The following is a 16,504-nucleotide window of genomic DNA, read 5'->3' as shown; positions in this document are numbered from 1 at the left end:
GGCGGTCCTGCCCGACCGGGTCCCGCTGTCGTCCGGGCAGCGCAGGCTGTGGTTGCTGAACCGGATCGAGGACTCGGGCGCGGCGTACAACATGCCGCTGTCGCTGCGGTTGACCGGGGAGCTGGACCGCGAGGCGCTGCGCGGTGCGCTGCACGACGTCGTCGCCCGCCACGAACCCCTGCGGACCGTCTTCCCCGAGCGGGGCGGCGAACCGCACCAACTGGTGCTGGACCCGGGCTCGGCCACGGGCGCGGACCTGGTCCTGGTCGAGGTCGGGGCGGGGCGGTTGGACCACGCCGTCGACGCGGAGCTGGCCAAGGGCTTCGACCTCACCGTGGAACCGCCGCTGCGCGCCACGCTGTTCGCGCTCGGCCCGGCCGAGCACCACCTGCTGCTGTCCATCCACCACATCGCGGCCGACGGGTGGTCGCTGGGCCCGCTGCTGACCGACGTCGCGAACGCCTACGCGGCGCGGTGCCGCGGCCTGCGCTTCGCGCCGCCGCCGCTGCCGGTGCGCTACGCCGACTACGCGCTGTGGCAACGGGAACTGCTCGGTTCCGCGGACGACCCGGGCAGCCGGGCCGCCGCGGAGCTGGCGTTCTGGGGCACCGCGCTGGCCGGGCTCCCCGACGAGTTGGCGCTGCCCACCGACCGCAGGCGGCCGGTGGAGCCCAGCGGGCGCGGCGACCGGATCGCGTTCCCGCTCGATGCGCGGCTGCACGGGCGGATCGCCGCGCTCGCCCGCCGGGAACGGGTGAGCGTGTTCATGGTGCTGCACGCCGGGGTCGCGGCGCTGCTGACCCGGCTGGGGGCGGGCACCGACCTCCCGCTGGGCACACCGATCGCCGGTCGCACCGACACCGCCCTCGACTCCCTCGTCGGCAACTTCGTCAACACCCTGGTCCTGCGCACCGACACCTCCGGCGACCCCACCCACCGGGACCTGCTGGCCCGCGTCCGCGACACCGACCTCGCCGCCTACGCCCACCAGGACCTGCCCTTCGAGCAGTTGGTGGACCACCTCAACCCGCCGCGGTCGCTGTCGCGGCACCCGCTGTTCCAGGTGATGCTGACCCTGCAGAACACCGAACCGCCCGCCACGCGCGCCCCCGGCCTGGACGTCGCCTACGTCCCGGCAGGGCCGCCCTCGGCCAAGTTCGACCTGTCCTTCTCCTTCGCCGAGCAGGGCACGGCCGACGGCGACCCGGCGGGCGTCGCCGCGTCGGTGGAGTTCGACCTCGACCTGTTCGACCGGTCCACCGCCGAGCGCATCACCGGGTGGCTGCGCCGGGTGCTCACCGCCATGACCGACGACCCGGACCAGCCCATCAGCCGGGTCGACCTGGTGGACGGGCCGCAGCGGGAACGGCTGCTGGACCTCGGCCGCGGCCCGGTCCGGGAGGTGCCCGCCGTCGGGGTGCACGCGCTCATCGGGGCGTGGGCGGACCGGACCCCGCACGCGCCCGCCGTGCTGTGCGGTGCGGAGGTGGTCACGCACGCGGAACTCGACGCGCGGGCGAACCGACTGGCCAGGCTGCTGCGGGCCCGCGGGGTCGGCGCCGGGCGGGTCGTCGCGGTGGCGCTGCCGAGGTCGGCAGGGCTGCTCGTGGCGCTGCTCGCCGTGCTCAAGGCGGGGGCCGCCTACCTGCCGCTCGACCCCGACCACCCGGCGGGACGCACCGCGGCCCTGCTCGCGGACGCCCGGCCCGCCCTGCTGCTGGCCACGGAGGACATCGACTCGGCGGGCACGCCGACCCTGGTGCTCGACGCCCCGGGGGTGCGCGACGAACTCGCAGGCCTGTCCCCCGAACGAATCCCCGCGGTGGAGTCCACTGGGGACAGTGCAGCGTACGTCGTGTACACCTCCGGCTCGACGGGCGAGCCCAAGGGCGTCGTGGTCTCGCACTCGGCGCTGACGAACTACGTCGCGTGGGCGCGGGAGGAGTTCCCCGGCGCGGTGGGCGTCGCCGTCCTGCACTCGTCCACGGCGTACGACCTGGCGGCCACCACCCTGTTCGTGCCGCTGGCGGCGGGCGGGTGCCTGCGGGTGGAGAAGTCCGCGGACGCGTTCGCCGCCACGGACGACGACCCGGGCGAGGCCCGGCCGTGCACCTTCCTCAAGGTCACCCCCAGCCACCTGGCGCTGTTCGACTCGGCGCCCGAGCGCATGTCGCCCACCGAGGACCTGGTGATCGGCGGCGAGCAACTGCACGCGTCCGCGCTCGGCGACTGGCGGGAGCGGCACCCGGCGGCGGCGGTGACCAACCACTACGGCCCCACCGAGGCCACCATCGGCTGCGTCCGGCACCGGGTCGCCCCGGGCGCCCCGCTGTCGGACGGGCCGGTGCCGATCGGGCGACCGGCGTGCAACACCCGGGTGCTCGTGCTCGACGAGCACCTGCGGCCGGTGCCGACCGGTGTCCCCGGCGAGCTGTACCTGGCAGGCGCCCAGCTCGCCCGCGGCTACCTCGACCGGCCCGGACTGACCGCGCAGCGGTTCGTCGCCGCGCCGTACGGCCCGCCGGGCACGCGCGCCTACCGCACCGGGGACCTGGTGCGGTGGACCGCCGACGGCGTCCTGGAGTACCTGGGCCGGGTCGACGAGCAGGTCAAGCTGCGCGGCTTCCGCGTCGAACCGGCGGAGGTCGAGGCCGCCGCGCGTCGGCACCCGGCCATCAGCCGGGCCGTGGTGTCACTCGACCACGGCACCGGGGGCGCGGGCGCGGCGCGCCTGGTGGCGCACGTGGTGCCGCGGGCGGGGCACACCCTGCCCGGGCAGGCCGCCCTGCGCGAGTTCCTGGGCGCGTCGCTGCCCGAGCACATGGTCCCCGCCGTCTTCGTGCCGCTGGCCGAGCTGCCGCTGACCCCCAACGGCAAGCTCGACCGCGCGGCGCTGCCCGCGCCCGTGGACCCCGGCACCACCGCGACGACCCGCGCACCGCGCACCCGGCGCGAGGCGGTGCTGTGCGGGTTGGTCGCCGAGCTGCTGAACCGGCCGGAGGTGGGCGCCGACGACGACTTCTTCGCGTTGGGCGGCGACAGCATCACCTCCATCCAGCTGGTGGCGCGCGCCCGCCGCGCGGGCCTGGTGCTCACCGCGCGCGAGGTGTTCCTGCGCCGCACGGTGGCCGCGCTGGCGCGCACCGCCCGCGAGCTGACCGACCACGTCGTGGTGGACCCGGCCGCGGGCGTCGGCGAGGTCCCGCTCACGCCCGCCGTGCACGACCTGCGCGAGCTGGGCGGCCCGATCGGCGCGTTCAACCAGTCCATGCTGCTGCGCGTCCCCGCGGAGCTGACCACCGAGCAGGCGGTCACCGTCCTGCAGGCGCTGCTGGACCGGCACGACGCGCTGCGGGTGCGGCTGCTGCGCCGGGCGGACGGCTCCTGGCGGCTGCGCGTGCCCGAGCCGGGCTCCGCGCGCGCGGAGGACCTGCTCACCACCGTGCGCTGCCCCGACCCCGGCACCGACCTGGCGGAACTGGTGACCGCGCACGGCACCGCCGCTGTGGGCGAGCTGGACCCCGAGGCGGGTGTCGTGGTGCGGGCGGTCCGGTTCGCCACCGGGCGGCCGGACGGCGACCGGCTGCTGCTGGTCGTGCACCACCTGGCCGTCGACGGGGTGTCCTGGCGCATCCTGCTGCCGGACCTGGCCGCGGCCTGGGCGGCCGTGCGCACCGGGGCCGCACCCGACCTGGAGCCGGTGGGCACCCCGTTCCGGCGCTGGGCCCAGCACCTGGTCACCGCCGCGCTGGACCCCGCCCGCACCGCCGAGCTGCCCGGGTGGGTGGCCGTACTGGACGGGGAGGACCCCCAGCTCGGTGCGCGGCCCGTGCGGCCGGGCGAGGACCTGCGCCGCGACGCCGGGCACCTGACCCTGTCGCTGCCGGTGGCCACCACCGAGGCGCTGCTCACCGAGGTCCCGGCACGCCACCACGCGGCGGTGAACGACGTCCTGCTCACCGGGCTGGCCCTGGCGGTCACCGCCTGGCGGCGCGGGCGCGGCGCGGACACCACCGCTGTCGTGGTCGAGGTGGAGGGGCACGGGCGCGAGGAGATCGCGCCGGGGCTCGACCTCAGCCGCACCGTCGGCTGGTTCACAGCCACGTTCCCGGTGCGGTTGGACGCCGGGCCGGTCGACCCGGCCGAGGCGCTGCGCGGCGGCCCGGCCGCCGGGATGGCGCTCAAGCGGGTCAAGGAGCAACTGCGCGCGGTGCCGGACAACGGCATCGGCCACGGGCTGCTGCGCCACCTCGACCCCACCGCGGCGGCGACCCTGGCCGCGCTGCCCACCCCGCAGATCGGCTTCAACTACCTCGGCCGGTTCGGCTCCGGCGGGCAGGTCGGCGACTTCGGCCCGGCGGACGAGCCGCACGCGGTGCCGACGGCGGACCCGGACATGCCCGTGGTGCACGCGGTCGACATCACCGCCATCACCCACGACGGCGCCGACGGCCCCCGCCTCGACGCCGTCTGGTCCTGGCCCTCCGGCGTGCTCGACGAGGCGGCGGTGCGCGAGCTGGCGGAGCTGTGGTTCGCGGCGCTGACCGGTCTGGTCGAGCACACCGGGCAACCCGGCGCGGGCGGGTTCACCCCCTCGGACTTCCCGCTGGCCGACCTCGACCAGGCCGAGCTGGACGGCCTCCAACGGGATCTGCCCGGCTTGGTCGAGGTGCTGCCGCTCGCCCCGCTCCAGCAGGGCCTGCTCTTCCACGCCCTCTACGACGGGCCGGGGTCCGGGGAACGCGGGCACGACGCCTACACCGGGCAGCTCACCGTCGACCTCGACGGCCCGTGGCGGCCCGAACGGCTGCGCGCCGCCGCGGCGGCCCTGGTCGACAGGCACGCGGCCCTGCGCACCGCGATCCGGCACACCGGCCTGCGCACTCCCGCGCAGGTCGTGCTGGACCGGGTCGACCTGCCCTGGCGCGAGGTCGACCTGTCCGGGGCGGGCGGGCGGCGGGCCGAGGAGTTCGCCGCCCTGCTCGCCGCCGACCGCGCCGAGCGGTTCGACGTCTCGACCGCGCCGCTCATCCGCTTCCTGCTGGTCCGCCTCGGCGAGCGGCACGCCCGGCTCGTGCTGACCCACCACCACCTCGTGCTGGACGGTTGGTCCACCCCGGCGCTGCTGCGCGACCTGGTGGCCCTGCACGGCGGCGCGGCGGACCTCCCGGCCCCCACCCCGTACCGGGACCACCTGGCGTGGCTGGCGACGCAGGACCGGGACGCGGCCAGGGAGGCGTGGCGCACCGCCCTCGCCGACCTGCCGGGCCCCACCCTGGTGGCACCCGACGCCGGGCACGCGGGACGGGTGAAGCCCACCCGGATCGGCGCGGAACTGCCCGAGGACACCACCGCCGCGCTCACCGCGGTGGGCCGCCGGTGCGGGCTGACCACGAACACGCTGGTGCAGGGCGCGTGGGCGGTGGTGCTGTCCGCGCTCACCGGCCGCGACGACGTGGTGTTCGGCGCCACCGTGGCGGGCAGGCCGCCCGAGGTCGCCGGGATCGAGTCGATGGTGGGGTTGTTCGTCAACACCGTGCCCGTGCGGGTGCGGCTGGACCCGGCCGCGCGGGTCGTGGACCTGCTCGCGCGCCTGCAGGACGAGCAGACCCGGCTGATGGCCCACCAGCACCTGGGGCTGGCCGAGGTCCAGCGGGTGGCCGGGGTGGGCCCGCTGTTCGACAGCGCGGTGGTGTTCGAGAACTTCCCGTTCGACGCGGGCCCCGGCGAGCCGCCCGCGGCCGAGCTGCGGATCACCGGCGTGCACGGGCAGGACTCCACCCACTACCCGCTGGGGCTGGCCGCCGTGCCGGGGCCGCGGCTGCGGCTGGGCCTGCACCACCACCCGGAGCACGTGCCCGACCGGCTCGCCCGCACGGCCCTGCGCGGGCTGGTGCGCGTCCTGGGGGCGATCGCCGCGGACCCGGGCCTGCCGGTGGCCGGGCTCGACCTGCTCGCACCCGACGAGCGTGAGCGGCTGCGGCGGTGGGGTGCCCCCGCCGCCCCGGTGCCCCCGGCGACGCTGCCCGCCCTGTTCGAGGCGCGGGTCGAGCGCACCCCGGACGCGGTGGCCGTCGACTGCCCGGACACCGGCCCGGTGACCTACGCCGAGCTGAACGCCAGGGCGAACCGGCTGGCCCGGCCGCTGATCGCGGCGGGCACCGGTCCGGAGCGGGTGGTGGCCCTCGCGCTGCCGCGGTCGGTCGCCCTCGTGGTGGCGGTCCTGGCCGTGGCCAAGGCGGGCGGGGCGTTCCTGCCCGTCGAACCCGACCTGCCCGAGCCCCGGCTGCGCACCCTGCTCGACGACACCCGGCCGGTGCTGGTGCTCGCCACCGCCGACCGCCCGCTGCCCGCGCCGACCGGCGTGCCCCGGGTGGAGGTCGACCTGGCGGGGGCACCCACAACCCCCACCGGCACCGACAGCACCGACAGCACCGACAGCACCGAGCAGGACAGCGCGAACCCGACCGACGCCGACCGGGCCGCGTCGCTGCTGCCCGCGCACCCGGCCTACGTCATCCCCACCTCGGGCTCGACCGGCACGCCCAAGTGCGTCGTCGTCGCGCACACCGGTCTGGCGTCCCTGGCCGGGGGCCACGCCGAGCGGCTGGGCCTGGACCGGCACTCCCGGGTCCTCCAGGTCGCGGCGCCGCACTTCGACGTCGTCGTCGGCGAACTGGCCATGACCCTGCTCAGCGGCGCGGCCCTGGTGCTGCCCGGCGCCGGGCGCGACCCGGTCGGGCCGGAGCTGGCCGCGCTGGTCGACGAGCACCGCGCCACCCACCTGATGGTGGTCGCCTCGGTGCTCGCCACCGTCCCGCCCGCCGCCCTGCCGAGCCTGCGCTGCCTGGTGGTGGGTGGCGAGGCGCTGTCCGCCGGGCTGGTCGCCAGGTGGTCGGCGGGCCGCCGCGTGCTCAACGCCTACGGCCCGACCGAGGCCACCGTGTGCGCGACCCTGAGCGACCCGCTGTCCGGCGACGCGGCACCCGCGATCGGCAGGCCGAACCCGGGTGTGCGCGCCCACGTCCTCGACGCCGCGCTGCGCCCGGTGCCCGAGGGGCTCACCGGCGAGCTGTACCTGGCGGGCGACTGCCTGGCCCGGGGCTACCTGCGGCAGCCGGGCACCGACGCGCAGCGGTTCGTCGCCGACCCGTTCGGGCCGCCCGGTGCGCGCATGTACCGCACCGGCGACCTGGCGCGCTGGCGCGGCACCGGCGAGCTGGAGTTCGTCGCCCGCGCCGACCGGCAGGTCAAGGTCCGCGGCTTCCGGATCGAACCGGGCGAGGTGGAGTCGGTGCTGCTGCGCCACGGGGGCGTCGCGCAGGCCGCCGTGGTGGTGCGCGAGGACGCGCCGGGCGTGCGCAGGCTGGTGGCCTACGCCGTGCCCGGGCCCGGTGCCCGGCTCGACCCCGCCGAGGTGCGCGCGCACGTGGCCGCGGCCCTGCCCGACCGCATGGTCCCGGCGGCCGTCGTCGAGCTGGCGGCGCTGCCGGTGGGGCCCACCGGCAAGCTGGACCGGCGGGCGCTGCCCGCCCCGGACTTCACCGCGTCCACCACCGCGCAAGCCCCGCGCACGGCGGCCGAGGAAGTGCTCTGCGCGCTCTGCGCCGACCTGCTGGGGCTGCCCTCTGTCGGGGTGCGCGACGACTTCTTCGACCTCGGCGGCGACAGCATCGTCTCCATCCAGCTCGTGGCCAGGGCCAGGGCCGCCGACCTGGTGTTCACCCCGCGCGAGGTGTTCAGCCACCGCACCGTCGAGCGGCTGGCCGCGATCGCCCGCCCCGCGCGGCCCGGCAGCACCCCGGAGGACGCCTGGGGGGAGGTGCCGCTCACCCCGATCGCGCACTGGCTGCGCGAGCGCGGCGGCCCGGTCGACGAGTTCAACCAGTCGGTGCTGCTGGACACCCCGCCCGACTGCGCGCCAGGGCGGTTGGCGGCGGCGCTGCAAGCCCTGCTCGACCACCACGAGGCCCTGCGGATGCGCCTGGAGCGCCCCGCGGACGGGCCGTGGCGGTTGTCGGTCGGGCCGACCGCGCCCGTGCCCGCCGAGGACCTGCTGACCACGGTCGACCTGACCGGGCTCGACCCGTCCGAGCACGCGGCGGCGGTCGACCGGGCGGCCGTGGCCGCGCGGCGCGCGCTGGACCCCGGTGCCGGTGCGCTGCTGCGCGCGGTGTGGTTCGACGCCGGGGCGGACACCCCGGGCAGGCTGCTGCTGGTGGTCCACCACCTGGCCGTGGACGGCGTGTCGTGGCGCATCCTGCTGCCCGACCTGCACGCGGCCTGGGCCGCGGTGTCGGCGGGCCGGGCTCCCGGGCTCGCGCCGGTGGGCACCCCGCTGCGGCGGTGGGCCAGGCAGTTGCCCGAGCGGGCCGAGGCGGTGGACCGGGCCGGGGAGCTGGCGCACTGGACCGCCGTGCTGCGGACCCCGGACCCCCTGCTGCTCGACCGGCCGCTGGACCCCGCCGCGGACACCGCCTCGACCGCGGCCCGGTTCACCGCGGAGCTGCCCGCCGAGCTGACGAGCGCGCTGCTGACCCGGGTGCCCGCGGCGTTCCACGCCGGGGTCGACCACGTGCTGCTGACCGCGCTCGCGCTGGCCGTCGCCCGGTGGCGCGGGCGGCGGGCGGCGGCGGGCAGCGCCGTGCTGGTCGACCTGGAGGGCCACGGCAGGCACGAGGGCGACACCGGGGCCGACCTGTCCCGCACGGTCGGCTGGTTCACCGCGATCCACCCGGTGCGCCTGGACCCCGGCGAGGTCGGCTGGGCCGAGGTCCGGGCGGGCGGCGACGGCGTCGGCCGCGCGGTCAAGCGGGTCAAGGAGCAACTGCGGGCGGTCCCCGACCACGGCGTGGGCTTCGGCCTGCTGCGGTACCTGCGGCCGGAGGCGGGCGCGGTGCTCGCCGCGCTGCCGACCCCGCAGATCGGGTTCAACTACCTCGGCCGGTTCGGCGCGGGCGCGGGCGGCCTCGACCGCGCCGCGCCCGGCACCGACCGCGCGGCGCTGACCGCCGACCTGCCCGCGGCGCACGCCGTCGAGGTCAACGCCGTCACCCACGAGCACCCCGACGGCCCGCGGCTGCGCGCCACCGCCACCTGGCCGCGCACCGCCCTGGCCGAGGCGGAGGTCGCGGAGCTCATCGAGCTGTGGCGGCACGCGCTGGAGGGCATCACCCGGCACGTCGACGCGGGCGGCGGCGGGCACACCGGTTCGGACTTCCCGCTCGTCGAGCTCTCCCAGCGGGAGGTCGACCACCTGGCGGCGGCCGTGCCCGGGCTGGCCGACGTGCTGCCACTGGCCCCGTTGCAGGGGGGCCTGCTCTTCCACGCCTGGTACGACGACCGCGCCGACGACCTCTACGCGGTGCAGCTCGCCATCGACCTCGACGGCCCGTGGGAGCCCGCCCGGCTGCGCGCCGCGGCGGACGCGGTGGTGGCCAGGCACGACAACCTGCGGGCTTGCTTCCCCCGGCGCGCCTCCGGCGGCCCGGTGCAGGTGATCGCCGGGGACGTGCGACCGGAGTGGCACGAGGTGGACCTGTCCGGTGCCGCCGACCCCGCGGCCGAGCTGGAGCGCGTCGCCGAGCGGGACCGCACCCGCCGGTTCCGGCTCGACCACCCGCCGCTGCTGCGGTTCACGGTGGTCCGGGTCGCCGCCGACCGGTACCGGCTGCTGATGACCAACCACCACGTGCTCCTGGACGGCTGGTCGACCCCCGTGCTGGTGCGCGAGCTGTTCGAGCTATACCACGGCGGCGCGGCGGCGGGGCCGCCGATCGCGCCCTACCGCGACCACCTCACCTGGTTGTCCACATGGGACCGTGGCGCGGCCGAACGGGCGTGGCGGGACCACCTGGCGGGCGTGGAGGAACCGACGCTGGTGGCGACGGCACCGCCGGACTGGACGCCCACGGCGCCCGGTCGCCGCACCGGCGAGCTGGACCGGGCGGTGGGCGACGCGCTGTCCGCCGCGGCCCGGCGGCTGGGCCTGACCACGAACACCGTGGTCCAGGGCGCTTGGGCGGTGGTGCTGGGCGCGCTCACCGGGCGCGCGGACGTCGTCTTCGGGACCATCGTCTCGGGCCGCCCGCCCGAGGTCGACGGGGTCGAGGCGATGGTGGGCCTGTTCATCAACGCGGTGCCGGTGCGGGTCGACCTGACCCCCGGCCGCGGCGCGGCGCGGGCGCTCACCGAGTTGCAGGACGCGCAGGCGCGCATGGCCGAGCACCAGTACCTGCCGCTCGCGGACGTGCAGCGGCTCGCGGGCACGGCGGGCGGGGCCGGGCGCAGCACCGACCTGTTCGACACCGTGGTCACCTTCGAGAACTACCCGACGGACCCGAGGGCCATCGCGCTCCCGGACACCGGGCTGCGGATCAGCGGCGTCTCCGGCCGCGACGCCAACCACTACGCCCTCTCGCTGACCGTGCGCGCGGGCGAGCGGCTGCGGTTCCGGCTCGACCACCAGCCCGGCCTCATCGACCGGGAACAGGCCGAGCGGGTGCTGGCGCGGCTGCTGCGGGTGCTGCGGGCGGTGGCCGCCGACCCGGAGCGGGACCTGGCCACCATCGACGTGCTCGACGACGCCGAGCGCCACGAACTGCTGGTGGTGCGCAACGACACCGCGCGCGAACTGCCGCCCACGACGCTGTCGCAACTGGTCGAGGCGCAGGTCTCCCGCACGCCCGAGGCCACCGCGGTGGTGTTCGAGGACACCGAGGTCTCCTACGCCGACCTCGACGCCAGGGCGAACCGGCTCGCGCGGCTGCTGGCCGCGCGCGGGGTGGGCGCCGAGGACGTGGTCGCCGTGGCCGTGCCCCGGTCCGTCGAACTGGTCGTGTGCCTGCTCGCCGTGGTCAAGGCCGGGGCGGCCTACCTGCCGGTCGACGCGGAGTACCCGGCCGACCGGATCGCCTACACCCTGGCGGACTCCCGCCCGGTGGTCGCGCTGACCGTCGGCGGCGGGGGCGGGCTGCCCGCGGGCGCCGCGGCGGTGCCCGCGGTGGTGCTCGACGACCCGGCGGTGGTCGCGGAACTGGCGACCCTGCCCGCCGACGGCCCCACCCCGGTGGCCGGTCCCGACCACCCGGCGTACGTCATCTACACCTCGGGGTCGACCGGCAGGCCCAAGGGCGTGGTCATCCCGCACCGCGGCATCGTCAACCGGGTGCTGTGGGCGCAGGACACCTACGGGCTCACCGCCGAGGACCGGGTCCTGCAGAAGACCCCGTCGAGCTTCGACGTGTCGGTGTGGGAGTTCTTCTGGCCCTTGGCGGTCGGCGCGGCCACGGTGCTGGCCAAGCCGGGCGGGCACCGCGACCCGGCGTACCTGGCCGGGCTGGTGCGCCGGGCGGGGGTGACCACGGCGCACTTCGTGCCGCCGATGCTGCGGGTCTTCGTCGACGAGCCGACCACGGCGCTGTGCACCGGCCTCAAGCGGGTGATCTACGGCGGCGAACTGCTCTCCGACGAGCTGCGGGCGGACTTCTTCCGCGTGCTGGGCGCCGACCTGTGGAACCTGTACGGGCCCACGGAGGTGTCGGTGGACACGACGGCGTTCCACTGCCCCCGCGACCGGGGGCCGGGCATGGTGCCGATCGGTCGTCCACTGTGGAACACCCGGGTGTACGTGCTGGACCACGCCCTGCGGCCGGTGCCGCCCGGTGTGCCCGGCGAGCTGTACCTGGCCGGGGTGCAACTGGCCCGCGGCTACCTCGGGCAGCCGGGGCAGACCGCGCACCGGTTCGTCGCGGACCCGCTGGGCGGGCCGGGCGAGCGCATGTACCGCACCGGCGACCTGGTGTGGTGGAACGCCGAGGGGCAACTGGAGTTCCTCGGCCGCACCGACGACCAGGTCAAGATCCGCGGCTTCCGCATCGAACCGGGCGAGGTGGAGTCGGTGCTCGACAGCCACCCCGACCTGGCCAAGGTCTGCGTGGTCACCCGCCGGGACCCGCGCGGCGACCGGCAGATCGTGGCCTACCTGGTGCCCCGGTCCGGGCGCTCGCCCGAGGTGGCCGCGATCCGGGCGCACGCCGAGGCGGCGCTGCCGGAGTACATGGTGCCCGCCGCGTTCGTGGTGCTCGACGTGCTGCCACTGCTGCCCAACGGCAAGGTCGACCGGTCCGCGCTGCCCGAGCCGCAGGTGCGCGGGGAGCGCGCGGCCAGGGCCCCGCGCACCCCGACCGAGGACATCCTCTGCGAGCTGATGGCCGACGTCCTCGGCGCGCCCGCGGTCGGCCCCGACGACGGCTTCTTCCACCTGGGTGGGCACTCGCTGCTGGCCACCCGGCTGGTCAGCCGCATCCGCGCGGTGCTGGGGGTCGACCTGTCGGTGCGCGCGGTGTTCGAGGAGCCGACCCCGGCGGGCCTGGCCGGGCTGCTGGGCGCGGCGGACGGGGCGGGGCGCCCACCGCTCACCGCCGGGCCGCGGCCCGAGCGGGTGCCGCTGTCGTTCGCCCAGCGGCGGCTGTGGTTCCTCGACCGGTTCGAGGACGCGGGCCCGACCTACCACGTGCCGGTGGCGCTGCGGGTGTCCGGGCGGGTCGACGCGACCGCGCTGGCCGAGGCGCTGGCCGACCTGGTGACCAGGCACGAGAGCCTGCGGACGGTGTTCGCCGAGACCGACGGCCAACCCCACCAGGTGGTGCTCGACCCCGACGGGCTGCGACCCGACCTGCGCCGGGTGCCCGCCGACGAGGCGGGCCTGCCCGCGCTGGTGGCCGCCGCGGTGTCCGAGCCGTTCGACCTGGCCGCCGACCTGCCGCTGCGCGCCGCGCTGTTCGACCTCGGCGGCGACCGGCACGTGCTGCTGCTGGTGCTGCACCACATCGCCAGCGACGGGTGGTCCATGGCGCCGCTGATGCGCGACCTGGCCGCGGCCTACACCGCCCGGCTGGGCGGGGGCGCCCCGGGCTGGGCGCCGCTGCCCGCCCAGTACGCCGACTACACCCTGTGGCAGCGGGCGGTGCTCGGCGACGAGGACGACCCCACCAGCCCCGTGCACCGGCAGACCGGCTTCTGGCGCGAGCGCCTGGCCGGGCTGCCCGAGGAGCTGGCGCTGCCGGTCGACCGGCCGCGCCCGGCCACCACCCGGCACCGGGGCGACTGGATCGCCTTCCGGCTCGACCCGGGCCCGCACGCGGAGCTGGTGGCCTTCGCCAGGCAGAACCAGGCGACGGTCTTCATGGTGCTGCAGGCCGGGTTGGCCGTGCTGCTCACCCGGCTGGGCGCGGGCACCGACATCCCGATCGGCACCCCGGTCGGCGGTCGCACCGACAGCGCGCTCGACGAGCTGGTCGGCTTCTTCGTCAACACGCTGGTGCTGCGCACCGACACCTCGGGCGACCCGTCGTTCCGGGCGCTGCTGGCCAGGGTGCGGGAGGCCGACCTGGCCGCCTACGCCAACCAGGACGTGCCGTTCGAGCGACTGGTGGAGGTGCTGCGGCCGGAGCGGTCGGCGGCCCGCCACCCGCTGTTCCAGGTGATGCTGGCGTTGCAGAACAACGCGCGGGCCGCGGTCGAGCTGCCCGGCCTGCGCACCGAGCAGGTGCCGGTGGGGCTGGGCACGTCCCGGTTCGACCTGCTGTTCAGCATGGCCGAGAGCCGGGCGGAGGACGGCACCCCGAACGGCGTCAACGGCGCACTGGAGTTCAGCACCGAGCTGTTCGACCGCGGCACCGTCGAGCGGCTGGCGGCCACCTTCACCCGGCTGCTGGCCGCGGTGCTGGCCGAACCGGACACCCCCGTCACCGCCGTGGAGGTGTTGACCCCCGACGAGCGGCACGAGCTGCTGGTCACCCGCAACGACACCGCCCACCCGGTGCGGGCGCGGTCGGTGCCGGAACTGTTCGCCGAACAGGTGGCCCGCACCCCGGGCGGCCCGGCCGCGCTGTGGGCGGACGAGGAGACCGACCCGGCGGGGAACAGCGCCGCCGGACTGGGCTACGCCGAGCTGGACGAGCGGTCCACCCGGCTGGCCCGGCTGCTCATCGGCCGGGGGGCGGGTCCCGAGCGGGTGGTGGCGCTGCTGCTGCCGCGCTCCCCTGAGCTGGTGGTGGCGGTGCTCGCCGTCCTCAAGGCGGGCGCGGCCTACCTGCCCCTCGACCCGGAGGACCCCGCCCAGCGCGTCGCGGACCTGCTCGCCGACGTCGAACCGCACCTGGTGCTGTCCACCGGCGAGATCACCGCCCGGCTGCCCGGCGCGGCGGCCGGGGTGGCGTGGCTGGCCCTGGACGACCCGGCCACCCTGGCGGCGGTCGCCGCGACCCCGGCCACCGCGATCACCGACGCGGACCGCACCGCCGCGGTGCGGCCGCAGAACCCGGCCTACGTGGTGCACACCTCGGGGTCCACCGGGCGCCCGAAGGCCGTCGTGATGCCGGTGCGGGGATTGGTCAACCTGCTGTCCTGGCACCGGTCGGCGCTGCCCGGCGGGCCCGGCACGCGCACCGCCCAGTTCACCGCGCTCGCCTTCGACTTCGCGGTGCAGGAGGTCCTGTCCACCCTGGTGGCGGGCAAGACCCTGGTGATCCCGCCGGAGCGGGTGCGCCGGGACGCCACGGCGCTCGCGCGTTGGATCGACCGGTACGGGGTGAACGAGCTGTTCGCCCCCAACCCGGCGGTCGAGGCGCTGGTCGAGGCCGCCGGGGACCTGGGCACCGCGCTCCCGTCGCTCACCGACGTGCTCCAGGGCGGCGAGGCCCTGGCGCTCGGCGGCGGCCTGCGCGCGTTCCACGCGGCGCTGCCCGGCCGCAGGCTGCACAACGTGTACGGCCCGGCCGAGACGCACGCGGTCACCACCCACACCCTGCCCGCCGACCCGGTCGGGTGGCCGGGCACCGCCCCGATCAGCGGTCCACTGTGGAACACCCGGCTCTACGTGCTCGACGCCCGGCTGGCACCGGTGCCGTCCGGGGTGCCCGGCGAGCTGTACGCGGCGGGCGCCGGGGTGGCCCGCGGCTACCACCGGCGGCCGGGGCTGACCGCCGAGCGGTTCCTGCCCGACCCGTTCGCCGGGACCGGGGAGCGCATGTACCGCACCGGCGACCTGGTGCGCTGGACCGGCGCGGGCGAGCTGGAGTTCCTGGGCCGGGCCGACCAGCAGGTCAAGGTCCGCGGGTTCCGGGTGGAGCCGGGCGAGGTCCAGGCGGTGCTCGCCGCCCAGCCCGGTGTCGCCCAGGCCGCCGTGGTGGCCCGCGCCGACGGGAGCACCACCGGGCTGGTGGCCTACCTCGTGCCCGCCGCCGGGCACGAGGTCGACCGGGAGCTGGTCCGCGGGCGGGTCGCCGCCGCCCTGCCCGGCCACATGGTGCCCGCGGCGTTCGTCGTCCTCGACGCGCTGCCGCTGACCCGCAACGGCAAGGTGGACCGGGCCGCGCTGCCCGCCCCGCTGCCCGGCGGGCCCGGTGCCCGGCGGGCGCGTACCCCGCACGAGGAGGTGCTGTGCGGGATCTTCGCCGACGTGCTCGGCCTGCCCTCGGTCGGCATCGACGACAGCTTCTTCGAGCTGGGCGGGCACTCGCTGCTGGTCCCCAGGGTGGTGGCGCGGGTGCGGGCCGCGTTCGGCGCGGAGCTGACCCTGCGCGCGCTGTTCGAGGCACCCACCGTCGCCGGGCTGGCCACGCTGCTCGACACCGGCGTCGGCGAGCACGACGCGCTGGCCGTGCTGCTGCCGCTGCGCCGCGGCGGGGACGCGCCCCCGGTGTTCTGCGTGTCCCCCGGTGGCGGCCTGGGCTGGCCGTTCGCGGCCCTGCTGCCGCACATCCCGGCCGAGCACCCGGTCTACGGGTTGCAGGCCAGGGCGTACACCGAGCCGGACGCGCTGCCCTCGACCGTGGCGGAGGTCGCCGAGGACTACCTCGGGGAGATCCGGTCGGTGCGACCGCACGGCCCCTACCACCTGCTCGGCTGGTCCTTCGGCGGCCCGGTGGCGCACGTCGTGGCCACCCGGTTGCAGGCGGCCGGGGAGGAGGTGGCGCTGCTGGCGGTGCTCGACACCTACCCGACCACGCTGGCCACCGCCGGGGCCGCGCAGGCGGGACCGGACGTCGAGCCGGTGGGCCGGGGCGTCGCGCTGGAGCTGCTGCTGGAGGTGGCGGGCTGCGACCCGCGCGACCTCGGCGACGGCGAACCGACCCCGGAGGCCGTGGCCGCGCTGCTGCGCGAGCGGGGCAGCGCGATCGGCGCCTTCGTCGAGTCCGAGCTGCCCGGCTTCCTGCGGGTCATGGACAACAACGTCCGGGTCGTGCACACCGCCGACCTGGGCCGGTTCCGCGGCGACCTGCTGCTGTTCACCGCCACCGTCGGCAAGTCGGACCCCGGTTCGCTGGCCCGGCGGTGGCTGCCCCACGTCGACGGCGCGGTGCGACCGCACCTCATCGGGTGCAGGCACGCCGAGATGATGCGGCCGGGCCCGGCCGCCGAGATCGGCCGGGTGCTGGCCGCCAGGCTCGACACCACCCGGCGGCACGACACCGCGCACCCGCGCGGCACCCAGCGGTAG

General features: G+C 77.0%; 1 protein-coding gene (running past one end of the window). It reads left to right on the top strand.

Annotation, left to right across the window (positions count from 1 at the left end):
- Nucleotides 1–16,504 carry the 3' portion of a non-ribosomal peptide synthetase gene (locus tag UO65_RS18540; protein ID WP_035284300.1) on the top strand. It extends 6,365 nt beyond the left edge of the window, so only the last 16,504 of its 22,869 coding nucleotides appear in the window; its start codon lies off the left edge, out of view; it ends in the stop codon at nt 16,502–16,504.

This window comes from Actinokineospora spheciospongiae, from assembly GCF_000564855.1.
Lineage (GTDB): Bacteria > Actinomycetota > Actinomycetes > Mycobacteriales > Pseudonocardiaceae > Actinokineospora > Actinokineospora spheciospongiae.
Note: the sequence above shows the minus strand (reverse complement) of the source record. Positions and strands in the feature narration are given on the sequence as shown.